The following is a 24,414-nucleotide window of genomic DNA, read 5'->3' as shown; positions in this document are numbered from 1 at the left end:
ATGGCGGTGGAGCAATGAATCTGGGTACGCAGGTTGCGCTGAGCGAACCGGAATTTCGCCAGTTGCAGGCGCTGTTCTACGAACGCGTGGGTATCCAGCTGCCACCGGTGAAAAAACCGCTGATCTGCGGCCGTTTGTCCAAGCGCCTGACCGCGCTGGGGCTGAGCAGCTACCAGCGCTATTACCAGTACCTGACCTCGGCGCAGGGAGCGGCCGAGCTGGAAATTGCGATTGACCTGATCACCACCCACGAAACCTATTTCTTCCGCGAGCCCAAGCATTTCGAGTTTCTCCAGCAGCGGATTCTGCCGGCCTGTGCGGGGCAGGCGGACTTTCGTGCCTGGAGTGCCGCCAGCTCCACCGGTGAGGAGGCCTACACCCTGGCCATGCTGCTGCATGAGGCGCGCCCGCACCTGGGCTGGAGCGTGCTCGGCACCGACATCAGCCGCCAGGTGCTACAGAGTGCGCAGCGCGGTCTGTACCTGATGGAGCGGGGCAGCAAGATCCCCGCGCATTACCTCAAGCGCTACTGCCTCAAGGGCAAGGATCAGTACAAGGGCTACTTTCTGGTGGAGCGCGGGCTGCGTGAGCGGGTCGAGTTTCAACAGGGCAACCTCAACCTGGCGGCCCCCGAGTTGGGCATGTTCGACCTGATTCTGCTGCGTAACGTGCTGATCTACTTCGATCAGGACACCAAGCAGCGGGTGCTGAACAATGTGGTGCAACGCCTCAAACCGGGCGGTTGGCTGATGGTCGGCCACTCCGAAGCGCTGCATGACACCGGCCTGCCGATTGAGCTGGTGGCCTCGTCGATCTACCGCAAGGTGGCAGCATGAGCCGCAGCTGCTTTCTCAAGCCGGGCGAGCTGTATTTCGGCGGCGGTGATGTGCGAGTGGAAACTCTGCTGGGGCCTTGCGTATCCATCGTGCTGTGGTTTCCCGAGGCAGCCAAGGGCGGCATGTGTCACTTCCAGTTACCCGGTTTGCGCCGGGTCAGCGAGCACGCGCGGGATCTCGATGGCCGTTATGGAGTCGATGCCTGGGTCTGGTTGAAGCAGCAGATGCGCGTGCATGCACTGCGGCTGGAGCAGGCCCAGATCAAGCTCTTTGGTGGTGCGCGAAGCCTGAGCAAACCGGGCTCGCACCTGCGCACCGACATCGGCGCGCAGAACATCGCCTTTGTCGAAAACCTGATCCATGAACTGGGCGTGCCGGTGGCCGGGCGTGACCTGGGCGGTGAGGGCTGCCGCTTTCTGCGTTTCGAGTTGGCCACCGGTGAAGTCTGGGTGCGCCGTGGCGCGGCGCTGAGTATCGAATCGCTTGAGGCATTGCCGTAATGGCTATCAAGGTGATGATTGTCGATGACTCCGCAGTGATGCGTGAGGTCATGCAGCAGTTGCTGGCACCGCACAAGGACATCGAAGTGATCGGCGCGGCGATGGACCCGCTGCTGGCCTTGCAGAAAATGAAGACCGTGTGGCCGGACGTGATCCTGCTCGATGTGGAAATGCCGCGCATGGACGGCATCACCTTTCTGCGCCAGATCATGGCCACCCGTCCGACGCCGGTGGTGATCTGCTCGACCCTGACCGAGAAGGGCGCTGCGATTACCTTGCAGGCGCTGTCTGCCGGGGCGGTCGAGGTAATCACCAAACCCACCATGGGCCTGCGTGATTTTCTCCAGGACAGTGCCCAGGAAATGCTCGCAGCCATCCGCACTGCTGCCAAGGCTCGGGTGCGTGGCGCGCCGGTGCCAACACGGGATGCTTTGCCGGAGCAGGCGGCGGTTGATGCACTGCTTAGCCCAGCCGGGGGCGCTGCGCTGAGCGGTGGTCTGCACAACCAGCGCACCAGCGAACGTATCGTGGTACTGGGCACCTCGACTGGCGGCACTCAGGCGCTGGAGCAGGTGCTGAGCCAGTTGCCGCGCAGTGCGCCAGCGATTGCCATCGTTCAGCACATGCCGGAGAAGTTCACCCGCAGTTTTGCCGAACGCCTGGATTCGTTGTGTGCCATCGAGGTGCGTGAGGCGCAGAGCGGCGACCGGCTGATACCGGGCCTGGCGCTGATCGCTCCCGGCGGCAAGCACATGCTGATCAAGCGCAGTGGCGGGCAGTATCTGGTCGAAGTCAAGGACGGGCCGCTGGTCAGCCGGCATCGGCCCTCGGTGGATGTGCTGTTTCGCTCGGCAGCAGTGCAGGCCGGACGTAATGTGCTGGCCGTGATCATGACTGGCATGGGCGATGATGGCGCGCGTGGCCTCAAGGAACTGCACGAGGCGGGCGCCCGCACCTATGCTCAGGATGAAGCCAGCTGTGTGGTGTTCGGCATGCCGAAGGAAGCAATCAAACTGGGTGGTGTGGATCAGGTGATCGCGCTGGATGACATCCCGAACGTACTGATGAGCTGGAGGTAGCGGGTGGAAGAGGCAGTCAACAGATTTCCCCAGCATGTGCTGGTGATCGATGACAGCGAGCTGCAACGCCAGTTTACCGCTGAGCTGTGCAGTGAAATGGGTATCGAAGACATCCTCCAAGCCGTGGATGGCTTCGACGCGATTGCCCAGATGAAAACCAACCCACAGATTCAGGTAATCGTGCTGGATCTGGAGATGCCTGGCATGGATGGCGTGCAGGTGCTGCACGAAATGGCGCGCCTGGAGCTCAATCATTCCGTGGTGGTGGCCAGTGCGCGGGAAAGCGTGCTGCTCAACGTGGTGGAAAGCATGGGCCGCAGCCTGGGCCTGCATCTGCTGGGTGTGCTGCAAAAGCCCATCAGCCATGAACAGCTGGCGGCCAGCCTGAGTCGCTTTGCCGTGCAGGCTGTGCAGGCCGAACAGTTTTCCGCACCGCGCGCGCTCTGGCCGCAGCTGACCGAGGCCGATGTGCAGCGGGCACTGCGCGAGCATGAGTTCGTCGCCTACTTTCAGCCCAAGGTCACTCTGGCCAATGGCCGCCTGAAAGGGGTGGAAGCGCTGGTGCGCTGGCAGCACCCGGTGCATGGCCTGCTGGCGCCAGGCTTGTTCGTGGAGATGATCGAGCGCAGCCACTACATCTCGGAAATGACCCTGCAGATGCTCGACATGTCCCTGGCGTACTGCCGGCAGTGGCATGACGCTGGCCTGCCTCTGAGCTTTTCCTTCAACGTATCGGCACGCTCATTGGCGGACTCCAAACTGGCCGATGAGATCATTGCGCGGGTGGTCGCCAGCGGTATCGCGCCGCAATACGTGATCCTGGAAATCACCGAAAGCGCGATCATGACTGACCTCAGCATCACCCTCGGCACCCTGGCGCGCCTGCGGCTGAAGGGCTTTGGCCTGTCGGTGGACGATTACGGCACCGGCTTCTCCTGCATGCTGCAGTTGTCTCGCGTGCCGTGCACCGAGCTGAAAGTCGACCGCGCTTTCGTCAATGGTGCCAGCGACAGCCAACACCTGCGCATCCTGCTGGAAAGCGCCCTGGATATTGCCAGCAAGCTCGGCCTCGGGGTGGTCGCCGAGGGGGTGGAAACCCAGCAGGACTGGATGCTGCTCAGCGACCTGGGTTGTGGCGAAGTGCAGGGCTATTTCGTGGCCAAACCCATGCCGGGGGATGCACTGCTGGCCTGGTGGCGTGGTAACGAGGCGCGCTTGCGCGGCCTGGTCGCCCTGCACGCTTCAGGAAATAACTGATAGGCCGATAGGCATTAAGCCAGGTGCAATACCTCTCCCATTGCTGTTGTGAGGACGTCCCATGTTCAGTCATATGACGGTGAAGTTTCGTTTGCTGTTGCTTGCGCTCCCTCCCTTGCTGGTGCTGATCGTGCTTGCCGTGCTGTCGCTCGGGCAGATGAGCAGCCTTAACAAGGGCATCGACAGCCTCTACGTTGACCGGGTGGCGCCGATGCGCCAGCTGACCAACGTGACCAACGGCTATGCCAATGCGGTGATCGACCTGGCGCATAAGTACCGCGCTGACCTGATCGATGGCGCAACCTTCCGCCGTGAGGTGCAGGACTCCTTACAGCGGGCCGACACGGCCTGGGCCGAGTATCTGGCCACTTCCATTCAGGGTGAGGAGGCGCGCCTGCTGGAAGTGGCCAAGCGCGCTCAGCCGGCGGTGCGGCAGTTGATTGATCGACGCCTGCAGCAGATTGATGATGGTGTGCTCAAGGCGCAGGACAGCACCAGCTTCAACCGGGAAATCTACGCCGCCTATGACCCCCTGCTCGAAGCCTTTGAGGCCCTGTTCGATTACCAGGTCAGCGTGGCCAAAGCGTTCAACGAGGAGGCCGAGGCCGACTACCAGGCGCTGGTCAAACTTTATGTGATTGGCAGCGTGCTGGTGGTGTTTGTGCTGGCGTTGCTGGCCCTGGCGATCTACCACTCGATCAGTCGGCCGCTGGGTCATATGCACAGCGTGATCAGTGAAATCGCCGAGCAGGCCGATCTGACCCGACGCGTTACGGTGGAAGGCGATGATGAACTGGCCAGCACCGGACGCGCGTTCAACAGCATGATGGAGCGCTTCCAGCGTCTGGTGGCTGATCTGGGTGGGGCTGTGGAGCAACTGGCGTCGTCCTCCGAGGAAATGAGTTCCATCAGTCAGCAGGTCAGCCACTCGGCCAGCGCTCAGGAAGAGCAGGTGATCATGGTCGCCACGGCGATCAACCAGATGAGCGCGGCGATTCAGGAGGTGGCCGGCAATGCCCTCAGCGCTGCACAGCATGCCCATGAGGCCGACAGCAAGGCGCGCGCCGGCAGCAGCACGGTGCGCAGCAATGTACAGGCCATGCAATCGCTGTCCGGCAAGGTCAACAGCGCGACCCAGGTGATCGAGCTGCTGAACACCCAGTCGGAAAATATCAGTCAGGTGCTGACGACTATTCGCGGTGTGGCTGAGCAGACCAACTTGCTCGCGCTCAACGCAGCTATCGAGGCGGCGCGGGCGGGTGATGCCGGGCGTGGTTTTGCCGTGGTGGCGGATGAGGTGCGCAGCCTGGCGGGCAATACCCAGCGCGCCACGGAGTCGATTCGCGGGATGATCGACGAGTTGCAGGGCTCGGCGCGGCAGGCGGTCAACGCCATGGAAGAAGCCCGTGGTCAGGCCCAGCACAGTGCGGTTCAGGCTGAGGAGTCTGGCACTATCCTGGAGGCCATTACCCAGGCAGTAGAAACCATTGCTGACATGAATGCGCAGATTTCCACTGCCACCGAAGAGCAGACCTCGGTGGCCAACGAGATCAACGAAAACATCACGCGCTTTCAGGGCGGTATCAGTGAAGTGGGCGAGGGCGCGCGACAAAGCTCAATCGCCAGTCAGGAGCTGGCCGAGCTGTCAGTGCGCCTGCAGCGCCAGGTGTCGGTGTTCCGCGCCTGATCGATCAGGCCTGGAGGCGGGTCAGTGTTCGTCGCTGACCGGCTCCAGGCTCTGCAGAACCACTTGCTCCAGGCTGTTGCTGGGTTCTGTCGGGGTGCCGACCAGTTCGCCGACCAGCTGCCACTGCCGATCCAGCTCGGTGTTGATGGCCAGCATGCGCTCGATCATCTTGTGCGCGGTGGCGTGTACGGCGCTGTCCTGGGTATTCAGCAACTCGAACGACATGGCCGTGATGGCCGCGCTCAAATGCGTAAGGGTGCGGGTCGACAGACTGAGCAATTCAGTCAATTGCGCTTCCTTGGCGGTCATGGCCATCTCCTGATGATTCCCGCACTGAGCTTAGCCTGAGACTGGCCTGCTCGGCTATTCACTCCATCGCCTGGGTTGTACCGCCAGGCGCGCCGGTTGCTGGCGCGCACTCCGTCGGCTGTTGTGCGCAATGCGGGTGGTTGTGCTTTGCTCAAATAGGCGGGTTGAGTAATTGGGTGCAACCATGTTGTGTGTATGAGTTGTACCTGTCGTCGGAAGGTGCAGGCTTTTTTAAAACAGCCGTTTTACCTCGGCAGATCGGGTTTTCCCTGCGGGCAGCGCCAGGCTTGAGGGCTGCCGCAGAGAGATGGAGTTATGGGGTGGCTGGTGGGTTGCTCAAGGCGCGCCTTTGTTTGGTTGCACCTAGTTGCACCTTGCGCCTCTGGAGGTTTAATCTCTCGCCAGTTTTTTGTGCCCCGCTCGCGGTCATCGTCACTTTTCAGGGCCATGACGGGCGCGGTCAACATTGCTCCCGGTGCTTCTTTGCCGTGCTTCAGCTCATAACAGGACAAACCAATGGCTACCACTACCCTTGGCGTAAAGCTCGATGATGCAACCCGTGATCGCCTCAAGCAGGCTGCGCAGTCGATTGACCGCACGCCGCATTGGCTGATCAAGCAGGCGATCTTCAATTATCTCGAGCAGATCGAGGGTGGCCTGACTCCGGCCGAACACTCCGGTCTGGCCGCTGTGGCCGGCGAAGAAATGGTGGAAAACCTGACCGAGCAGGGCCTGCAGGTGTTCCTCGACTTCGCCGAAAGCATCCTCCCGCAATCGGTGCTGCGTGCGGCGATTACTGGCGCTTATCGCCGTCCGGAAACCGAAGCGGTACCGATGCTGCTGGAGCAGGCGCGTCTGCCCAAGGACATGGCCGAGGCGAGCAACAAGCTGGCCATGGGCATTGCCGAGAAGCTGCGCAACCAGAAGAACGCCGGCGGCCGTCAGGGCCTGGTGCAGGGTTTGCTGCAGGAATTCTCGCTGTCCTCGCAGGAAGGCGTGGCGCTGATGTGTCTGGCCGAAGCGCTGCTGCGCATTCCGGACAAGGCCACCCGTGATGCGCTGATCCGCGACAAGATCAGCAACGGCAACTGGAGCCAGCACCTCGGCAACAGCCCGTCGATGTTCGTCAACGCCGCCAGCTGGGGCCTGCTGATCACCGGCAAACTGGTGTCGACCCACAACGAAGCCGGCCTGGTGACGTCGCTCAACCGCATTATCGGCAAGGGCGGTGAGCCGCTGATCCGCAAGGGCGTGGACATGTCCATGCGCCTGATGGGCGAGCAGTTCGTCACCGGCGAAACCATCGCCGAAGCCCTGGCCAACGCCAGCAACATGGAAAGCAAAGGCTTCCGTTATTCCTACGACATGCTCGGTGAAGCCGCGTTGACCGATGAAGACGCCAAGCGCTACCTGGCGTCCTACGAGCAGGCCATCCATGCCATTGGCAAGGCCTCCCATGGGCGTGGCATCTATGAAGGTCCGGGCATTTCGATCAAGCTCTCCGCCCTGCATCCGCGCTACAGCCGCGCGCAGTACGACCGGGTAATGGACGAGCTGTACCCGATCCTGCTGGGCCTGACCAAGCTGGCCAAGCAGTACGACATCGGCCTGAACATCGATGCTGAAGAAGCCGATCGCCTGGAAATCTCCCTCGATCTGCTGGAGCGCCTGTGCTTCGACCCGGCCCTGACCGGCTGGAACGGTATCGGCTTCGTTATCCAGGCTTACCAGAAGCGCTGCCCGTATGTGATCGACTACGTCATCGACCTGGCCAAGCGCAGCCGTCATCGCCTGATGATCCGTCTGGTAAAAGGCGCGTACTGGGACAGCGAGATCAAGCGCGCCCAGGTCGAAGGTCTGGAAGGCTACCCGGTGTACACCCGCAAGCCGTACACCGACATTTCCTACATCGCCTGCGCGCGCAAGCTGCTGGCCGTGCCGGAAGCCATCTACCCGCAGTTCGCCACCCACAACGCCCACTCGCTGTCGGCCATCTATCAGCTGGCCGGGCAGAACTACTACCCTGGCCAGTACGAGTTCCAGTGCCTGCACGGCATGGGTGAGCCACTGTACGAGCAGGTGGTAGGTAAGGTCGCCGATGGCAAGCTGAACCGTCCGTGCCGCATCTACGCACCGGTGGGCAGCCATGAAACCCTGCTGGCTTACCTGGTGCGTCGTCTGCTGGAAAACGGCGCGAACACCTCGTTCGTCAACCGCATCGCCGACCACAGCATCTCGATCAAGGATCTGGTGCTCGACCCGGTGCAACAGGTCGAGCAGATGGCCGCGCAGGAAGGCGGCCTCGGCCTGCCGCACCCGCGTATCGCTCTGCCGCGCGCCCTGTATGGTGACGCCCGCTTGAACTCCGAAGGCATCGACCTGGCCAACGAACACCGCTTGGGTTCGCTGTCCTCGGCGCTGCTGAGCAGCACCAACACGGTTTACAAGGCCATGCCGCTGCTCGGTTGTGATGCCCCTGAGTTGGGCGAAGCACAGCCGGTGCGCAACCCGGCCGATCACCGCGACATCGTCGGCCATGTGTACGAGGCCAGCGAGCAGGATGTGCGCAATGCCGTGCTCTGCGCCGTGTCCAGCGGGCAGATCTGGCAGTCGACCCTGCCGGCCGAACGCGCCGCCGTGCTGGATCGCGCCGCTGACCAGATGGAAGCGGAAATGCAGCAACTGATGGGCTTGCTGGTGCGTGAAGCGGGCAAGACCTTCGCCAACGCCATCGCCGAAGTGCGTGAAGCCGTGGACTTCCTGCGTTACTACGCGGCGCAGGCACGTACTCATTTCAGCAATGACAGCCACCGCCCGCTGGGCCCGGTGGTGTGCATCAGCCCGTGGAACTTCCCGCTGGCGATCTTCAGCGGTCAGGTCGCCGCTGCCCTGGCGGCCGGTAACACCGTGCTGGCCAAGCCGGCCGAGCAGACTCCGCTGATCGCCGCGCAAGCCGTGCGCATTCTGCTCGAAGCCGGTGTGCCGAGCGGCGCCGTGCAACTGCTGCCGGGCCGTGGCGAAACCGTCGGCGCCGGCCTGATCGGCAACGAGCGCGTGCGTGGCGTAATGTTTACCGGTTCCACCGAAGTGGCCGGGATCATCCAGCGCAACCTCGCCGGTCGTCTGGACGCCCACGGGCGTACTCTGCCGCTAATCGCTGAAACCGGCGGCCTCAACACCATGATCGTCGACTCCTCGGCGCTCACCGAGCAGGTGGTGGTCGATGTGGTGGCCTCGGCCTTCGACAGCGCCGGTCAGCGTTGCTCGGCTCTGCGCGTGCTGTGTGTACAGGAAGACGTGGCGGATCGGGTGATCAACATGCTCAAGGGCGCCATGGCCGAATACAGCCTGGGCAACCCGGAGCGGCTGAGCACCGATATCGGTCCGGTGATCGACGCGGAAGCCAAGGGCAATATCGATCAGCACATCGAGAAGATGCGCGAGAAGGGCCGCAAGGTATTCCAGACCGCCCGCGCCGTGGCTGACGACATCAAGCGCGGTACTTATGTCATGCCGACGCTGATCGAGCTGGACAGCTTTGACGAGCTGCAGCGCGAGATCTTCGGCCCGGTGCTGCATGTGGTGCGCTACCCGCGTGCTGAACTGGGCAAGCTGCTGCAGCAGATCAACGACAGCGGTTATGGCCTGACCCTCGGTGTGCACACGCGCATCGACGAAACCATCGCCCAGGTGGTCAACACCGCCAAGGTCGGCAACCTGTATGTGAACCGCAACATGGTCGGCGCCGTGGTCGGCGTGCAGCCGTTTGGCGGTGAAGGCCTGTCCGGTACGGGCCCGAAAGCCGGTGGCCCGCTGTATATGTACCGCCTGCTGGCAACCCGTCCGCAGGACGCCGTGGCCAAGCAGCTGCAGCAGGAAGGTGGCGAAAGCCAGCGCCCGGCCGAGCAGGCCAAGGTGATCCAGGCGCTGCAGGAGTGGGCGGCCAAGCATGAACCGAGCCTGAGTGCCCTGAGCGCGCAATACGTTGAACTGGCGCAGAGCGGCACCGTGCAGATGCTCAACGGCCCGACTGGCGAGCGCAACAGCTACAGCCTGCTGCCGCGTGAGCACGTGCTGTGCCTGGCGGACGAGCGCAGCGACCTGCTGGTGCAACTGGCGGCGACCCTGGCCGTGGGTTGCCAGGTGCTGTGGCAGGAAAGCGAGCTGACCCGCGAGCTGTTTGCCGCGCTGCCCAAGGCCGTGCAGCAACGCATCAGCCTGCTCAGCCAGTGGAGCGAGAGCGAAACCGTGTTCGACGCCATCCTCCATCACGGTGATTCCGATCAGCTGCGCGAAGTTTGCCAGCTGGCGGCTCAGCGTCCCGGCGCAATCATCGGTGTGCATGGTCTGCACAAAGGTGAAACCGATATCCCGCTGGAGCGTCTGCTGATCGAGCACGCCCTGAGCATCAACACCGCAGCCGCTGGTGGCAACGCCAGCCTGATGACCATCGGCTAACAGGTTCTACGAGCATCCCACCTCGACTGGTTCGCCGGCCGGGGTGGTCGGCAACACCGGCTTCACCCTCAGGCACCTTGCCCAGGTGCCTGATGCTGCTCTGCAGCGCCCGTCGTACACCCGGCAACGGAGGGTTACCCACCCGGTACGATGCGTTTCTTCCCTTCTGGCATTTCGATGCGCTGCGCTCGCCTACCCGGCGGCGCAGGAACGGAGCTACCCGCTCCGTTCCACATCGGCCGCCTGCTGTTTCTCCTTATCGGTCCCAGCCTGATCTACCACTGCCCTTTGAGTACCTCGCGGGTGACGTTACGAACGGCCACCGGGTAATCGTGCTGCATGTACCACAGCGCCGGATGATCACCAGGCGATAGCGCGCGGGCCTGTGGGCTGAGGTTGGTGCGCAGCAGCAGGATCACATCACTGCTGACCCAGGGATGGCGATACCAGTAGTGATGGCCGACGATATCGAACCCGCGCTCGGCATAACGGCCCGACACATCCAGCAGGTTGACGTTGTCCAGGTGCTGACGCTGGGTGAAGCGATGCAGGCTGGCCTCGGCCTGACTGCTGCCAATCCGTGGGCCACCGGGCATCAGCAGGTGGGCGTATTGCAGGGCATCGTCCTGGTCGGAGACGGTGATCATCACCTGTTCGGCGATCCTGCTGATACCGGGCAGGCGTTGCTCGAACAGTTCTTCCGGCACATCGGCAGCGGCGAAGACCACCGCGCCAATGCGGTAGCGCGTTTGCAGCTGGGTTCGGCTCAGCTCGGCGTGTCGGGCTGCCAGTTCCTGCAGGGCCAACGAGGTGACGCGTCCGCCTGCGCTGTAGGCCACCAGATTGATGCGTTCGGCATGGCTATGCTGGGCCAGCAGTTCCAGCAACTGACTGAGCGCGTGGCTGGCCTGGCGTGCGCGCTCGACATCGACGCCGAGCAGGTAACTCAGGATGTTCTGGTGCGAAGGCCAGGCAAACGCCAGGCCGACGAAGTCGCGCCCGGCAAAATGCACCAGCTCACCGGTGAGCTGGTTGGCGTTGGCGAAGTCCACTTTCGCCCCGTGCACGTAGAGGATGATTTCCTTGTCGCGCGCCTTGCTCAGCTGCAGGTTGAGCGCATCCATATACGCCTGCACGTCTGCTGGCAGTGCCCCAGCGTCAGCGCTGTGCAGTGGCAGGTGGGCGTCTTCCCGAGCTTGCAGCAGGCTCAGTGGCAGGTCGCGAGCGCGGATTTCGCTAAGGGATGCGTTGCGCAATTGCGGCCACAGGTCGTCGCTGCCACCCAGGCGAACGCTGGCGCTGCCCAGGTGCAGCCGCTCGCTGACCTGATTGCCATAACCGCTGCTACTGGGCGCACGGTTGGTGGCGTAGAACACCGATACCTCCGGCACGCGCTCCGTCTCAGGCAAGTGCGCGAAAGGGTCGATGGCTGCCTGGTAGTAGATCACCGGGGTGGACATCAGTGTCAGCGGTTTGGCTGCGCCGCAGCCGGCCAGCAAGGCAATCAGGGTGGTGGCAAACAGCAAGGGCCAAGGATGCACGGCGGTGTTCTCATGGAGTGAATGGGTTCAGGCTAGCGCGCCCTGTCGCGGAAAGGCTAGTCAGAGCGAAAGCGCGGTGTTTGCCGTGGCTTTATTTATCCGTTGAGTAATCGGCTAATTCATGCGCAAATATACCCATGGGGGTATATTTCTTTGGAGGCGTTATGCGACTGATTACGGCTGTTCTTTTGGGTTCACTGAGCACTGCAGCCTCTGCTGAGACGCTGCCTGAGTTGACTGCGGAAGGCGCGGCGCTGGTCCCCGCTTTTCAGCAGCATCTGTTGGCGACGGTCAAGTCGGCGATGCAGGCTGGTGGGCCGGCCAAGGCGGTTGAGGCATGTCAGCTGCTGGCACCGCAAATCGTGGCAGAGCACAGTAAAAGTCCGTGGAAAGTTGGGCGAACGGCGCTCAAAGTGCGCAATCCGGAGAATTCCGCCGATGCCTGGGAGCGACAGGTGCTGGAGCAGTTTGCCGTGCGCGCCGCCGCAGGTGAGCCGGTGGCCGAGTTGCAGCATGCCGAGATGGTCCAGGGTGAGTTCCGCATGATGAAGGCGATTGCCACCGGCGAGCCTTGCCTGGCATGTCACGGCAAGCAGATTGACCCCGCGCTTGCGGCGCTGATTGATGTACGCTACCCGGACGATCAGGCCCGTGGTTTTGCTCTCGGCGAGCTGCGTGGGGCCTTTACATTGCGGCGTCAGGTAGAAGTTGGAAATGATTGATCCGGAACGAGTGCAACACCGTGATGCGCTGCTCAAGCGCCTGGCCCGTGTCGAGGGACAGGTGCGCGGTATTCAGGCCATGATCAAGCGCGGTGATGAATGTGAGGCGATCGCCCAGCAGTTCAGTGCCGCGCGCAAGGCTCTGGATAAGGCCTATCAGGAGATGCTGATATGCCTGGCCGAGGATGCCATCCTCAATCCCGAGCAGAGTAATCAGGACAAGCTGGCCCAGGTAAGAACCATCTTCACCAAATACACCTGAGTGCGCTGCCCGTCGGGCAGCGCAGCGTCGGCAGACTGCGGCACTGACCTTAGAGTGTTTGTGCCCGCCACAAGATGGTGTAGCCCAGTGTCATCAGCAGCCACCCGGCCACAGGGTGGAACAGGGTTTTCCAAAGCCTGCTGATGGGATCGAAACCTACCCCGTGAATAAAACCACTGGATATCCCGAGCATGGTCAGCATGATCAGGCGATGGTTGTAGTGACCATCGTCGGTGAGCATCGCAGCGGGGTGAATCAGGAATATAAGCGTCAGCGGGGTTGCCAGCAGCAGCGATACAGCGCGGCTGCCGCTGCGCTGCAGCCAGGGCCGCGTGTCACTCGTCACCCTGCACCTCTTCGTCGAGGTTCTGCGTTGTTTCCAGCCACAGCGCATTGATGATGCCGAAGCTGCAGGCCAGCAACACACCCAAGATCCACGTGAAGTACCACATAGCGTTCTCCTTTGTCTGGGTAGGCGGCGCCGCCCGCTATCAGGCCGCGCCGCCGCGGTTCAATACAACCCGTGCGGGTTGGCTTCGATGGTCTGATCGGTCAGGCGGCCCCACATGCGCGTGTAACACCACAGGGTGTAGCCAAGGATCAGCGGCACAAAGATGCAGGCGACCACGAACATGATGCCCAGGGTCTTCTGACTCGATACCGCATCCCACATGGTCAGGCTCGACGCCGGATCAATGCTTGATGGGAAGACGAATGGAAACAGGGCAAAGCCGGCCGTACAGAGGGTGCCGATAATGGCCAGGCTGCTGCCGACAAACGCCAGGGCGCCCCGATTGCTCTGGGCGCCGAGTAGCGCCAGCAGGCCGCCGGCAAAACCCAGCAGGGGGACAATCATGGTCAGCGGATAGCGTGTGTAGTTGGCCATCCAGCCGGGGTTATTGGCGCTTACCTGTTTGGCCAGAGGGTTGATGGCACCACCCAGGTCAACTCCGCCGTCGAGTGTCATACCGGCAATGCCGCTCGCCAGCCACACGCCAGCGGCCGCAAAGGTCGCCATGTACAGCAGTGCACACAGGCGGGTTGCTACACGGGAGCGGGCATGCAGTGAAGCGTCGGTGCGCATCATCAGCCAGGCACCGCCGTGCGCGCTGAGCATGCTCAGGCTGACCACCCCCGCCAGCAGGGCGAAAGGATGCAGCAGGTCGAAGAACGAGCCTTCATAGCTGGAGCGCATCAATTCATCGAGGCGGAAGGGCAGGCCGAGAAACAGATTGCCGAAGGCTACGCCAAACAGCAGGGCCGGTGCGGCGCCGCCGACAAACAAGGCCCAGTCCCAGGCCGTGCGCCACCGCGTATTCTCCAGCTTGCTGCGGTAATCGAAACCGACCGGCCGACAAAACAAGGCAAACAGGACGGCCAGCATGGCCCAGTACAAGCCGGAGAAGGCGACGGCATAGACCATCGGCCAGGCAGCAAACAGTGCCCCCCCGGCAGTGATAAACCAGACCTGGTTGCCATCCCAGTGTGGGGCAATGGTGTTGATCGCGACCCGGCGTTCGTTGTCGGTTTTACCGACGAAGGGCATCAGGGCCATGGCGCCCATGTCAAAACCATCTGTCAGGGCGAAGCCAATCAGCAGTACGCCAACCAGCACCCACCAGGTCAGTTTCAGGGTTTCATAATCAAACATGCTGGGCTCCCGAGGTGTTCATGACAGTGGCGTGGTTATCACGTTCAAAGTGATAACGGCCGGTGTGCAGGCTCGATGGCCCGAGGCGCGCGAACTTGATCATCAGGTACATCTCGATCACCAGCAGCACGCTGTAAAAGGCAATCAACGCCGCCAGCGAGCCCCAGACATCGGCCGCTGAGAGCGATGAGGCGGACAGGTGCACCGGCAGCACCTCGGCAATCGACCAGGGCTGGCGGCCATGTTCGGCCACAATCCAGCCTGTCTGAGCGGCTATCCACGGCAATGGCAAGCTGAACAGGGCGAACTTGAGTAACCAGGGTTTGTTCTCTGCGTTGCGTTTGACCGAGGCCCAGGCGGCAAGGAAGAACAGCAACAGCATGAGAAAGCCCGAGGCAACCATGGCACGGAAGCTCCAGAACATGGTGCCTACGTGCGGGATGGTATCCAGCGCGGCCAGGCGGATCTGTTCTTCAGTGGCGTCGACAACGGCTGGGGTGTATTTCTTCAGCAGCAGGCCATAGCCCAGGTCGTGTTTAACCGCGTTGAAGGCGGCAATGCGGTCCGCGTCTTTATTGCCAGCGCGCAACGCTTCGAGTTGGGCGTAGGCCAGCATGCCGTTGCGGATGCGCACCTCATGCTGGGCAATCAGGTCCTTGATGCCGGTGACTTCCTTATCCAGCGAGCGGGTCGCGATAATGCCCATCACATATGGAATCTTCACGGCATAGTCGGTGCGCTGCTGTTCCTGATTAGGCAGACCGAACAGGGTGAATGCCGCAGGGGCTTCTTCGGTTTCCCACTCGGCCTCGATGGCGGCCAGTTTGGTTTTCTGCACATCACCGATTTCATAGCCGGACTCATCGCCGAGGATGATCACCGACAGCGTGGACGCCAGGCCGAAGACGGCGGCAATGGCGAACGAGCGGCGGGCAAACGCCATGTCGCGTTTTTTCAGCAGGTAGTAGCTGGAGATGGCCAGCACGAAGATCGCCCCGGTGACATAACCGGCCGATACGGTGTGCACGAACTTCACCTGAGCGACAGGGTTGAACAGCAGGGCGCCGAAGTCGGTCAATTCCATGCGCATGGTTTCGAAGTTGAACTCTGCGCCTACCGGGTTTTGCATCCAGCCGTTGGCGATCAGAATCCACAGCGCGGACATGTTCGAGCCGATGGCCACCAGCCAGGTCACCGCCAGGTGCTGCACCTTGGTCAGGCGATCCCAGCCAAAGAAGAACAGGCCGATAAACGTCGACTCGAGGAAAAACGCCATCAGTCCTTCGATGGCCAGTGGGGCGCCGAAGATGTCACCGACATAGTGGCTGTAGTAGGCCCAGTTGGTACCGAACTGAAACTCCATGGTCAGCCCGGTGGTAACGCCCAGCGCAAAGTTGATGCCGAACAGTTTGCCCCAGAACTTCACCATGTCCTTGTAGACCTGTTTGCCGGTCATGACATAGACCGACTCCATGATCGCCAGCAGAAAGGCCAGCCCCAGGGTGAGTGGCACGAAGATGAAGTGGTACATCGCGGTGATGGCAAATTGCAGCCGCGAGAGATCAACGACGGATTCCGAGATCATCTCGGTTTCTCCTCAGCAGATGGTGATGAGTGGGGGGCAGGTGTGTTGAACAGATGGGCATCCAGGCGCGCTGTGCCGTTTGCCGGTACCACCGGCTCGGTGAACCAGATCGCCTTGATGCTGAAGAGAATCACCAGTTTGAGCAGCAGAATGACGCTGATCTCCCGAACCAGCGGGATCTGCCAGGGTGACTTGGGGTCTTTGGCGGTCATCTCGGCACTCCGTGCGCCTGAAACGGGCGGCAGTTAGGTGATGCTCAATAGTACCCGTAGGGGTATCCGGCTCTGATTGATGTAAGTCAGCCGAACGTTAAATGTTCAGCAAACACAGCCTTGTTGGAGTTGTCTGGTGAATGCCCCGGAACCCAGGGCTGATGCATCGGTGGCCTGCAGGCGTCGTTGTTGGAAACCACGCTGCCCGGTGACACCTGCACTGCGACGCTGCTGTGCAGCGCGGAGCTCATAAGGCTCACTACGCCGCTAACTGTGCTCAGTCGAAGCTGGGCAGGCTGGGGCAGGAAACTGGTTTTTCAGCGGCAACCCAGGCTTCGAAACCGCCTGCTATGGACAGCACCTGCAAGTAACCCATGGCTTGCAGCGACTGTGCGGCGAGGGCTGAGCGGCCACTGTTCTTGCAATAGAGCACCAGTTTGCGCTCACGTGCGGCCAATTCAGGGTCATTGCTCAGCTTGAACTCCAGTAGACCGCGAGGAATGTTGATGGCGCCTGGTAGATGGCCGGCATGAAATTCATCGGCTTCACGCACATCGATCACCACGTCTGCGGCTTGCATGGCCGCGTCGGCAGCCGTTATCTCGATCTCATGAATACAGGCTTTGGCAGCCATCACCAGGTCGTGGGCAGTTTTCATCAGGGCTTCCTGTTCAGTTGGGCGACAGCAGGCGTTGTTTGCAGTGTTTCCGGGGCGAGGGTTTGCAAGGCAGCAAACTGGCTGATAAATACCTGGCCGGAGAGCGCATCGAGAAAGCTGGAGCGGCGTAGCTGATCCATGACCGGGCCTTTGACCTCAGACAGATGCAGCTGTACGCCAGCCATCTGCAAGCGCTCGACAATCGCTTCCAGTGAGTCCAGTGCGCTGGCATCAATCAGATTGACCCCCGAACACATCAACACCAGATGACGCACCTGAGGGCGGCTCGCAATCAGCTCGCCAATGCGGTCTTCCAGATAGCGTGCATTGGGGAAGTACAAGCTTTCGTCAACGCGCAACGACAACACGCTGGGCGACTCGATCACGGCGAAGCGCTCGACATTGCGAAAGTGTTCGCTGCCCGGCACCTGGCCGACGACCGCCATATGCGGCTTGCTGGTGCGCCAGAGAAACAGCAGCAGCGACAGGCCCACGCCCAGCAGAATGCCGGTTTCGACGCCAATCAGCAGAACACCGAAGAGGGTTGCCAGCTGGGCGGCACCGTCCTGGCGGGAAAAGCGCCAGGTCCGTTTGAACGAAGCGAGATCGACCAGGCTGAGCACGGCGACGATGATGGTCGCAGCCAGTACGGCATGTGGCAGGTTGTGCAGCAGTGGCGTCAGCAGCAGCACGCTGAGGGCAATACCCACTGCGGTGAATACGCCTGCCATGGGCGTTTGGGCCCCGGCGTCGTAGTTGACTACCGAGCGCGCGAAACCACCGGTAACGGGGAAACCGCCACTGAATGCCGATGCCACGTTAGCTGTACCGAGGCCGAGCAGTTCGTTATCTGGCTGAATGCGCTGACGGCGTTTGGCTGCCAGTGTCTGGCCGACTGAGACCGATTCTACGAACCCGACCAGACTGATCAGCAAGGCCGCAGGCAACAACTGCATGGCCAGGTCGAGATTCAGCGTTGGCAGGGTCAGCCCTGGCAAGCCTTGGGGAATATTGCCGACCACTTTTACGCCGGCCTGATCCAGGTTGAACCCTGTTACGCCAACAATCGCGACAATGATCGCCAGCACCGGCCCGGCTTTGGCGAGGTTGCCGGCGGCCGTGGCAGTCAGCCCCAGGCGTTGCAGCAGCGGTTTCAGCTGTGCCCGAGCCCACCAGAGCCAGGCCAGGCTGAGCAGGCCGATCAGCAAGGTGGGCGCGTGAACGGCAGGTAACCCCAGCCAGAGCTGCGGGACCAGTTGCAGCAGACTGTCGCCCGATGCCGAGATGCCGAACAGGTGCTTGAGTTGGCCAATTGCAATCAGAATGCCGGAAGCACTGATAAAGCCAGAGACCACTGGGTGGCTGAGAAAATTGGCCAGGAAACCCAGGCGCAAGAGCGCCATGGCGCTGAGCAGTAAGCCAGACAGCAGCGCCAGCAGCATGGCTGCGCCGATGTAGGCAGCACTGCCGATGAGAAATAAGGGCTCCAGTGCTGCTGCGGTCATCAGCGAGACCACGGCCACCGGTCCTACCGCCAGGGTGCGACTGGAGCCGAACAGGGCATAAGCCAGCAGCGGCAGGATGCTGGCGTACAGACCCATCACCGGCGGCAGCCCGGCCAGCATGGCGTAGGCCAGGCTCTGTGGGATCAGCATCAGGGTGACGATGACGGCGGCCAAAGCATCCTGGGCGGCGCTGCTGCGGTTGTAGCGGCGCCCCCAGTCAATGCATGGCAGCCAGTGGCTCAGTTTCATTTACCCGGTTCCTTGCCGAAATCACAGGCTGCTGGGGCTTCCACGGCGGCTGGCTCATGCGGCAGGCGCTTGGGTTCGGCCAACCATTCGCGGCCACGTAGCATCATGTCGAAGTAGATGCTGGGCATCATCTTCACTTTGAGGTCCCAGGCCAGCCGCCGTGGGATGGCCGGGTCCAGGGGGAAGGTCGGCAGCAGCTTGCCGCCATAGCCAAATTCGGCCAGCAGCACTTTGCCGCGCTCAACCGTCAGTGGGCAGGAGCCATAGCCATCGTAGAGTGCGCGAGGGCCTTTACCTGTGAGTACCGAGATGACGTTTTCCGCGACTACCGGTGCCTGTTTGCGCACGGCTGCTGCGGTTTTGGCGTTAGGCGCGGCGCAGACATCGCCGAGACTGAAGATGTTGCCAAAGCGTGGGTGACGCAGCGTTTCCGGGTCGGCCTCGACCCAGCCATCGGCATTGGCCAGTGGGCTGTTGCGGATGAAGTCAGGCGCGCATTGAGGCGGTACGGCATGCAGGAAATCGAAGTCCTTTTCGATTACCTGAGCGTTGCCGGCAGCATCGACTTGCTTGAACCAGGCTTTGTGCGCAGGGCCGTCTACCGCTGTCAGGGTGGTGTTGAAATTCAGCTTGGCGTTGTAGCGCTCGACATATTTCATCAGCGGTGGGACGAAGGTGGGTACGCCAAACAGTACCGCGCCCGCCGAGCAGAATTCGACATCAATGGCGGGTAGCACACCGTCCTTTTGCCACCAGTCGCAGGACAGGTACAGGGCTTTTTGCGGCGCGCCAGCGCACTTGATAGGCATTGGCGGCTGGGTAAACAGCGCACGTCCCTGGCGCAGGTTCTGCACCAGTTGCCAGGTGTAAGGCGCCAGTTCGAACTGGTAGTTGGAGGTCACGCCATGTTTGCCCAGCGTCGACTTGAGCCCTTCAATGGCATCCCAGTTCAGCTTCAGGCCGGGGCAAACCACCAGTGCGCGGTAACCGATACGGTTGCCATCTTCCAGCACCGCAGATTGCTGTTCGGGTTCAAAGCCAGCCACTGCGGCGCGAATCCATTGCGCACCATGCGGGATGCAGCGGGACATGGGGCGTTCGGTACGGTTGCGGTCGAAGATGCCCGCTCCCACCAAGGTCCAGCCGGGCTGGTAGTAATGCTGCTCACGGGGTTCAACAACAGCAACGCGTAACTGCGGCGAGCGCCTGAGCAGGCTGGCAGTGACCGCACAGCCCGCCGCGCCACCGCCTACAACCAGCACGTCGTAGCGCTGCGTAGGCGTGGGCGCGCGTTGCGGCGCCGCTTGCGGGGCATGTTGCCAGCGCTGTTCCAGGCGGGGGGCCAGACCGCTGAGGTCATAGCCGCAGCTGCGGGCGGTTTCAAGCAGCGCCAATGGATCCAGATGATGGGCTTCGCTTAGCGCCCACAGGCTGGTCGAGCGGGTGCCGGTACGACAGAACGCCAGCACCGGCCCCCGTACCTGATTGAGCAGTTCGGCAAACGCGCTGACGTTCTCATCGCTGATCTGTCCCGAGACCACGGGCAGGTAATGGTATTCCAGGCCGCTGGCCTGGGCGGCAGCCTGCATGTCGGACGAACTGGGCTGGCCTTCGCCTTCATTGTCTGGACGGTTGTTGATGACGCTGCGAAAACCGGCCGCTGCCAGGGTGCCCATGTCTGCCGGTTGCAGTTGGGCAGCGACAGCGATAAAGGGGCTCAGGTGTTTTAGCGTGTCCATGGACAGTTCCTCAGAGCACGTCGAGGGGGATTTTCAGGTAGCGGGTTCCGTTGTCCTCGGCGGGTGGCAACTGGCCGGCGCGCATGTTTACCTGTACCGACGGCAGGATCAGTGTTGGCATGCCCAGGGTGGCGTCACGGGCACTGCGCATGACAACAAAATCGTCCTCACTGACACCTTCGTGCACATGCACGTTGTGTGCACGCTCTTCAGCCACGCTGGTCTGGTTACGGAAGTCTTCGCGTCCTGGTGCCTTGTAGTCGTGGCACATGAACAGGCGCGTTTCGCCAGGCAGGGCAAACAGTTTACGGATCGACTGATACAGCGTGCGTGCATCGCCGCCAGGGAAATCGCAGCGGGCTGTGCCGTAGTCCGGCATGAAAAGCGTATCGCCAACAAACCCGGCGTCGCCTATCAGGTACGTCATGCAGGCCGGTGTATGGCCTGGGGTGTGGATGGCGCGTGCCTGAATATTGCCCACTTGGAAGGTATCGCCATCCCTGAACAAGCGGTCGAACTGACGGCCATCGGTAGCGAACTCAGTGCCGGCATTGAACAGCTTGCCGAAGGTGTTCTGCACGATGGTGATATTTTCGCCAATAGCCAACTGGCCACCCAGTTCACGCTTCAGGTATGGCGCGGCGGACAGGTGATCGGCATGCACATGGGTTTCCAGCAGCCAGTCGACCTGCAGGCGCTGATCTTTCACGAATTTGATCAGCCGGTCGGCACTGCTATGCGATGTACAGCCGGACGCGGGGTTGTAGTCCAGCACCGAGTCGATAATCGCACAGCGTTGGGTACTGGGGTCGGTGACCACATAGCTGTAGGTGAAGGTGGCAGGGTCAAAGAATGTTTCGACGACGGGTTGCATGGTTGTGCTCCTCCTGTATACCCCATGGGGTATTTAGGTTGAGCGTATCTTCTTTTTGGTTCTATGCATAGATTTTTTAGGAATAAACGCGTCCGCTCTTGTCAAGCTGCGCAATATGGTGGCCCGGGTATTCGAGAAGGATGGAGTGATGTGCTGTTCGACCGGCGCAGTCTGCGTGGTGCATGGCCACTTGCAGGTCGCACTCGGCCTAGGCCAGCAAGTTGTGAGCGTGGTGTATCGGTGTGGCGGCGGCGTCGGTAGGTGAGAGCCTGTTGATCAGCGAAAAGCAGCCCCCGTAGGCATTGCACCTGCGGGGGCTGATGTTTACGCGAGGTCGAAGCGATCCGCGTTCATCACTTTGTTCCAGGCCGCGACGAAGTCATGCACAAACTTCTCGCGACTGTCGTCCTGGGCATACACCTCGGCATAGGCACGCAGGATCGAGTTGGAGCCGAACACCAGATCGACGCGGGTGGCCGTCCATTTGGTGGCACTGCTCTTGCGCTCGACGATGGCATAGCTGTTACGCCCGGTAGGCTTCCAGTTGTAGGCCATGTCGGTCAGGTTGACGAAGAAGTCGTTGCTCAGCACACCGACCCGATCGGTGAACACGCCGTGCTGGCTGCCACCGTGGTTGGTGCCCAATACGCGCATACCGCCGATCAGCACGGTCATTTCTGGCGCAGTCAGGCCCATCAGTTGCGCGCGGTCGAGGAGCATTTCCTCCGGTTGCACCACGTAGTGCTGCTTCTGCCAGTTGCGGAAGCCATCGTGCAGCGGCTCCAGCACCTCGAACGACTCAACGTCGGTATGCGCCTGACTGGCATCGCCACGTCCGGCGGCAAACGGCACCTTAACGGTCACGCCGGCGGCTTTAGCGGCTTCTTCGATGGCCAGGTTGCCACCCAGCACAATCACGTCAGCGATGCTGGCGCCGGTTTCGCGGGCGATTTTTTCGTACACCGCCAGCACCTTGGCCAGACGAGCCGGCTCGTTGCCTTCCCAGTCCTTCTGCGGGGCCAGACGAATGCGCGCACCGTTGGCACCACCACGTTTGTCCGAGTTACGGAAGGTGCGGGCGCTGTCCCATGCGGTACTGACGCGCTCGCTGACCGACAGGCCGCTGGCCGCGATTTTCGCCGCCACGGCAGCCACGTCGTAATCGCTGCGGCCGGCGGGCACTGGGTCTTGCCAGATGAGGTCTTCAGCCGGCACATCCGGACCGATATAGCGGGCTTTCGGGCCCATATCGCGGTGCGTCAGCTTGAACCAGGCGCGGGCGAACACGTCCGAGAAGTAGGCCGGATCCTTGTAGAACCGCTCGGAGATTTTGCGGTACTCCGGGTCCATCTTCATCGCCATATCGGCGTCGGTCATGATCGGGTTGCGGCGGATGCTGGGGTCGTCCACATCCACCGGCTTGTCTTCTTCCTTGATGTTGATCGGCTCCCACTGCGAGGCGCCGGCCGGGCTCTTTTTCAGTTCCCAATCGTAGTTCAGCAGCAGGTGGAAGTAACCGTTGTCCCACTGGGTCGGGTTGGTGGTCCAGGCACCTTCAATACCGCTGGTCACGGTGTCGCGACCGACGCCGCGGCTGACATGGTTGTTCCAGCCCAGGCCTTGCTCTTCAATATCCGCACCCTCGGGCTCAGGGCCGAGGTTCTTCGCATTGCCGTTGCCGTGTGCTTTACCCACGGTGTGACCGCCAGCAGTCAGGGCTACGGTTTCTTCGTCATTCATAGCCATGCGGGCGAACGTGATGCGCACGTCATGGGCGGTTTTCAGCGGGTCGGACTTGCCGTCCACACCTTCCGGGTTGACGTAAATCAGGCCCATCATCACTGCCGCCAGCGGGTTGGCCAGGTCGCGCTCGCCGGAGTAGCGGCTGCCTTCGCTGCCGGTTGGGGCCAGCCATTGTTTTTCCGAACCCCAGTAGATGTCTTTTTCCGGGTGCCAGATGTCTTCGCGGCCAAAGGCGAAGCCGAAGGTCTTCAGGCCCATGGATTCATAAGCGATGGTGCCGGCCAGGGCCAGCAGGTCAGCCCAGCTGACGCGGTTGCCGTACTTTTTCTTGATCGGCCAGAGCAGGCGACGGGCTTTGTCCAGGTTGGCGTTATCCGGCCAGGAGTTGAGCGGAGCAAAGCGTTGGTTGCCGGTGCCGGCACCGCCACGGCCGTCGGCGATACGGTATGTACCGGCGGCGTGCCAGGTCAGGCGAATCATCAGGCCACCGTAGTGGCCCCAGTCTGCAGGCCACCAGTCCTGGCTGTTGGTCATAAGGGCGGTAAGGTCGCGCTTGAGCGCAGCGGCGTCCAGTTTTTTCAGCTCTTCGCGGTAATTGAAGCCCTGACCGAGCGGATTGGACTTGCTGTCGTGCTGGTGCAGGATGTCGAGGTTCAGCGCATTGGGCCACCAGGCGACGCTCGATTGATCATTGGCCGTGTTGGCACCGTGCATAACGGGGCATTGGCCGGCAGTGCTTTGGCTTTTCGGGTCCATATCAAGCTCCTCAGGTTTTGATGCTCGGCTCAGAAGCGGGTTGCTGAAGGCTGAGCATGTTGTCGACTGCGCCATGGATCATCAGGCCAGTCGTCTATCGATTCGCCATTGAGGTTAGCAGCTAGCGTTTTACAAATGAGCGCTAAGGGGATTCGTATTCTCTATGGGTTCGTTAGCCAAAATTATTAGTCTGCCGTTTCGTTAAAAAGTCAGGCCGTTTCTGGCAGCGCATTCGCGAGTTGATGTGAGCTGTTGACGCCAGTGAGGTTGTGAAAACTTTATTGAGAGCGGCGCTTGAGCGGTTTTACCTGGCTGGCGCCAGCGAGATGGAATCCACCACGTTCTCGATCCCAGGCGCTCAGCCATGTTGCTGACTGGTGGTGACAAGACTGGCGATGGTCGTAGGTATGGAGTCAACGCGCCATTGTCTGGCCGTTTAGAAGAAGATCGGAAGCAGTAAGCTGACTCCGTACACCTGAATCTCGCTAGATCGCCGCGTAAGGCATCTGGCCGGTGCCAGGCTGCCTTTGATTTTGAGCGGATTGAGAGAGTTGATGACCTTCGGCGCTGAGTCAGCATCCTTGAAACTTTCCGACGCCCAAAGAAAAACCCCTGAGTCTCTCTAGGAAAATCAGGGGTTTATTTGGGTCGGGGGGATTTGAACCCATTCCAAACACCACGCAATAAACCGCTAAAGTCCGCTAAACCAAATAGATCAGAGGGTTACGAGTTGCGCTATCCCGCATTGATCGGCTTTGCCTTGCTGTGACTGTGACACTTTTGGGACACCC

At 61.4% G+C, this 24,414-nt stretch carries 20 protein-coding genes; 8 read left to right on the top strand and 12 right to left on the bottom strand.

From position 1 onward, the window contains the following. Nucleotides 1–14 precede the first annotated feature (14 nt). From ACOCLD_RS18260 to ACOCLD_RS18240, 5 genes are all read left to right on the top strand, one after another. A complete protein-coding gene (locus ACOCLD_RS18260; RefSeq protein WP_422910178.1) occupies nt 15–836 on the top strand; it encodes a CheR family methyltransferase in 822 nt (273 codons plus the stop codon). Continuing rightward, the gene (locus ACOCLD_RS18255; protein ID WP_422910177.1) at nt 833–1,336 is read left to right on the top strand and encodes a chemotaxis protein CheD; all 504 of its coding nucleotides are present in this window, start codon (nt 833–835) and stop codon (nt 1,334–1,336) included. The genes ACOCLD_RS18260 and ACOCLD_RS18255 overlap by 4 nt, the downstream gene beginning before the upstream one ends. Continuing rightward, a complete protein-coding gene (locus tag ACOCLD_RS18250; protein WP_422910176.1) occupies nt 1,336–2,415 on the top strand; it encodes a protein-glutamate methylesterase/protein-glutamine glutaminase in 1,080 nt (359 codons plus the stop codon). The genes ACOCLD_RS18255 and ACOCLD_RS18250 overlap by 1 nt, the downstream gene beginning before the upstream one ends. Nucleotides 2,416–2,418: 3 nt before the next feature. Then, nucleotides 2,419–3,672, top strand: coding sequence for an EAL domain-containing response regulator (locus tag ACOCLD_RS18245; protein ID WP_422910175.1), 1,254 nt, complete (start codon nt 2,419–2,421; stop codon nt 3,670–3,672). A 61-nt stretch (nt 3,673–3,733) separates the two neighbouring features. Beyond that, nucleotides 3,734–5,359 (top strand): methyl-accepting chemotaxis protein, encoded by a 1,626-nt coding sequence (locus tag ACOCLD_RS18240; protein ID WP_422910174.1) that lies wholly within the window; start codon nt 3,734–3,736, stop codon nt 5,357–5,359. Between the two features lie 21 nt (nt 5,360–5,380). On the opposite strand, the gene ACOCLD_RS18235 is transcribed toward ACOCLD_RS18240, so the two are convergent. After that, nucleotides 5,381–5,668, bottom strand: coding sequence for a hypothetical protein (locus ACOCLD_RS18235; RefSeq protein WP_422910173.1), 288 nt, complete (start codon nt 5,666–5,668; stop codon nt 5,381–5,383). A gap of 516 nt (nt 5,669–6,184) precedes the next feature. On the opposite strand from ACOCLD_RS18235, the gene putA reads away from it, so the two are divergent. Beyond that, a complete protein-coding gene (putA, locus tag ACOCLD_RS18230; protein ID WP_422910172.1) occupies nt 6,185–10,126 on the top strand; it encodes a trifunctional transcriptional regulator/proline dehydrogenase/L-glutamate gamma-semialdehyde dehydrogenase in 3,942 nt (1,313 codons plus the stop codon). A 275-nt stretch (nt 10,127–10,401) separates the two neighbouring features. Here putA and ACOCLD_RS18225 read toward each other — a convergent pair whose 3' ends face one another. Beyond that, on the bottom strand, nt 10,402–11,667 hold the full coding sequence (locus tag ACOCLD_RS18225; RefSeq protein ID WP_422910171.1) for an alpha/beta hydrolase: 1,266 nt from the start codon (nt 11,665–11,667) through the stop codon (nt 10,402–10,404). Between the two features lie 164 nt (nt 11,668–11,831). On the opposite strand from ACOCLD_RS18225, the gene ACOCLD_RS18220 reads away from it, so the two are divergent. Beyond that, entirely contained in the window at nt 11,832–12,389 is a 558-nt protein-coding gene (locus tag ACOCLD_RS18220) for a Tll0287-like domain-containing protein (RefSeq protein WP_422910170.1), read from the top strand. Then, nucleotides 12,382–12,651, top strand: coding sequence for a metal-sensing transcriptional repressor (locus tag ACOCLD_RS18215; RefSeq protein ID WP_257777614.1), 270 nt, complete (start codon nt 12,382–12,384; stop codon nt 12,649–12,651). Before ACOCLD_RS18220 ends, ACOCLD_RS18215 begins: the two co-directional genes overlap by 8 nt. Nucleotides 12,652–12,700: 49 nt before the next feature. Here the strand turns inward: ACOCLD_RS18215 and ACOCLD_RS18210 are convergent, their stop codons facing one another. The 10 genes from ACOCLD_RS18210 to katG all read right to left on the bottom strand — a co-directional run bounded on the left by ACOCLD_RS18210 (nt 12,701) and on the right by katG (nt 23,623). Next, nucleotides 12,701–12,997 carry a cyd operon YbgE family protein gene (locus tag ACOCLD_RS18210; RefSeq protein ID WP_422910169.1) on the bottom strand — a complete coding sequence of 99 codons (297 nt, stop codon included), beginning with the start codon at nt 12,995–12,997 and terminating at the stop codon, nt 12,701–12,703. Continuing rightward, entirely contained in the window at nt 12,987–13,103 is a 117-nt protein-coding gene (cydX, locus tag ACOCLD_RS18205; protein WP_392541840.1) for a cytochrome bd-I oxidase subunit CydX, read from the bottom strand. The genes ACOCLD_RS18210 and cydX overlap by 11 nt, the downstream gene beginning before the upstream one ends. 59 nt (nt 13,104–13,162) lie before the next feature. Next, nucleotides 13,163–14,302, bottom strand: a complete 1,140-nt coding sequence (gene cydB / locus ACOCLD_RS18200; protein WP_422910168.1) for a cytochrome d ubiquinol oxidase subunit II — start codon at nt 14,300–14,302, stop codon at nt 13,163–13,165. Then, nucleotides 14,295–15,887, bottom strand: a complete 1,593-nt coding sequence (locus tag ACOCLD_RS18195; protein ID WP_422910167.1) for a cytochrome ubiquinol oxidase subunit I — start codon at nt 15,885–15,887, stop codon at nt 14,295–14,297. The genes cydB and ACOCLD_RS18195 overlap by 8 nt, the downstream gene beginning before the upstream one ends. After that, the gene (gene cydP, locus ACOCLD_RS18190) at nt 15,884–16,099 is read right to left on the bottom strand and encodes a cytochrome oxidase putative small subunit CydP (protein WP_257777609.1); all 216 of its coding nucleotides are present in this window, start codon (nt 16,097–16,099) and stop codon (nt 15,884–15,886) included. Before cydP ends, ACOCLD_RS18195 begins: the two co-directional genes overlap by 4 nt. Before the next feature lie 277 nt (nt 16,100–16,376). Further along, on the bottom strand, nt 16,377–16,757 hold the full coding sequence (locus ACOCLD_RS18185) for a rhodanese-like domain-containing protein (RefSeq protein WP_257777608.1): 381 nt from the start codon (nt 16,755–16,757) through the stop codon (nt 16,377–16,379). Then, nucleotides 16,757–18,511 (bottom strand): SulP family inorganic anion transporter, encoded by a 1,755-nt coding sequence (locus ACOCLD_RS18180; protein WP_422910166.1) that lies wholly within the window; start codon nt 18,509–18,511, stop codon nt 16,757–16,759. The genes ACOCLD_RS18185 and ACOCLD_RS18180 overlap by 1 nt, the downstream gene beginning before the upstream one ends. Next, the gene (locus tag ACOCLD_RS18175; RefSeq protein ID WP_422910165.1) at nt 18,508–20,250 is read right to left on the bottom strand and encodes a TIGR01244 family sulfur transferase; all 1,743 of its coding nucleotides are present in this window, start codon (nt 20,248–20,250) and stop codon (nt 18,508–18,510) included. Before ACOCLD_RS18175 ends, ACOCLD_RS18180 begins: the two co-directional genes overlap by 4 nt. Before the next feature lie 10 nt (nt 20,251–20,260). Beyond that, nucleotides 20,261–21,124: an MBL fold metallo-hydrolase gene (locus ACOCLD_RS18170; protein WP_422910164.1), complete on the bottom strand. Its 864-nt coding sequence runs from the start codon at nt 21,122–21,124 to the stop codon at nt 20,261–20,263. A gap of 324 nt (nt 21,125–21,448) precedes the next feature. Beyond that, the gene (katG, locus tag ACOCLD_RS18165; RefSeq protein WP_422910163.1) at nt 21,449–23,623 is read right to left on the bottom strand and encodes a catalase/peroxidase HPI; all 2,175 of its coding nucleotides are present in this window, start codon (nt 23,621–23,623) and stop codon (nt 21,449–21,451) included. Nucleotides 23,624–24,414: the final 791 nt, after the last annotated feature.

Origin of the sequence: Pseudomonas cimarronensis, from assembly GCF_049331905.1 — a bacterium.
Classification (GTDB): Bacteria; Pseudomonadota; Gammaproteobacteria; order Pseudomonadales; family Pseudomonadaceae; genus Aquipseudomonas.
The sequence above is the reverse complement of the archived record's forward strand: the minus strand, read 5'-3'. Positions and strand labels throughout refer to the sequence as shown.

Excerpts from the sequence above, each read along its gene's own strand:
- ACOCLD_RS18260 (WP_422910178.1), top strand. The coding sequence starts at position 15 with ATGAATCTGGGTACGCAGGTTGCGCTGAGCGAACCGGAATTTCGCCAG.
- ACOCLD_RS18255 (WP_422910177.1), top strand. The coding sequence starts at position 833 with ATGAGCCGCAGCTGCTTTCTCAAGCCGGGCGAGCTGTATTTCGGCGGC.
- ACOCLD_RS18250 (WP_422910176.1), top strand. The coding sequence starts at position 1,336 with ATGGCTATCAAGGTGATGATTGTCGATGACTCCGCAGTGATGCGTGAG.
- ACOCLD_RS18240 (WP_422910174.1), top strand. The coding sequence starts at position 3,734 with ATGTTCAGTCATATGACGGTGAAGTTTCGTTTGCTGTTGCTTGCGCTC.
- ACOCLD_RS18235 (WP_422910173.1), bottom strand. The coding sequence starts at position 5,668 with ATGACCGCCAAGGAAGCGCAATTGACTGAATTGCTCAGTCTGTCGACC.
- putA (WP_422910172.1), top strand. The coding sequence starts at position 6,185 with ATGGCTACCACTACCCTTGGCGTAAAGCTCGATGATGCAACCCGTGAT.
- ACOCLD_RS18220 (WP_422910170.1), top strand. The coding sequence starts at position 11,832 with ATGCGACTGATTACGGCTGTTCTTTTGGGTTCACTGAGCACTGCAGCC.
- ACOCLD_RS18215 (WP_257777614.1), top strand. The coding sequence starts at position 12,382 with ATGATTGATCCGGAACGAGTGCAACACCGTGATGCGCTGCTCAAGCGC.
- cydX (WP_392541840.1), bottom strand. The coding sequence starts at position 13,103 with ATGTGGTACTTCACGTGGATCTTGGGTGTGTTGCTGGCCTGCAGCTTC.
- cydB (WP_422910168.1), bottom strand. The coding sequence starts at position 14,302 with ATGTTTGATTATGAAACCCTGAAACTGACCTGGTGGGTGCTGGTTGGC.
- ACOCLD_RS18195 (WP_422910167.1), bottom strand. The coding sequence starts at position 15,887 with ATGATCTCGGAATCCGTCGTTGATCTCTCGCGGCTGCAATTTGCCATC.
- cydP (WP_257777609.1), bottom strand. The coding sequence starts at position 16,099 with ATGACCGCCAAAGACCCCAAGTCACCCTGGCAGATCCCGCTGGTTCGG.
- ACOCLD_RS18185 (WP_257777608.1), bottom strand. The coding sequence starts at position 16,757 with ATGAAAACTGCCCACGACCTGGTGATGGCTGCCAAAGCCTGTATTCAT.
- ACOCLD_RS18180 (WP_422910166.1), bottom strand. The coding sequence starts at position 18,511 with ATGAAACTGAGCCACTGGCTGCCATGCATTGACTGGGGGCGCCGCTAC.
- ACOCLD_RS18175 (WP_422910165.1), bottom strand. The coding sequence starts at position 20,250 with ATGGACACGCTAAAACACCTGAGCCCCTTTATCGCTGTCGCTGCCCAA.
- ACOCLD_RS18170 (WP_422910164.1), bottom strand. The coding sequence starts at position 21,124 with ATGCAACCCGTCGTCGAAACATTCTTTGACCCTGCCACCTTCACCTAC.
- katG (WP_422910163.1), bottom strand. The coding sequence starts at position 23,623 with ATGGACCCGAAAAGCCAAAGCACTGCCGGCCAATGCCCCGTTATGCAC.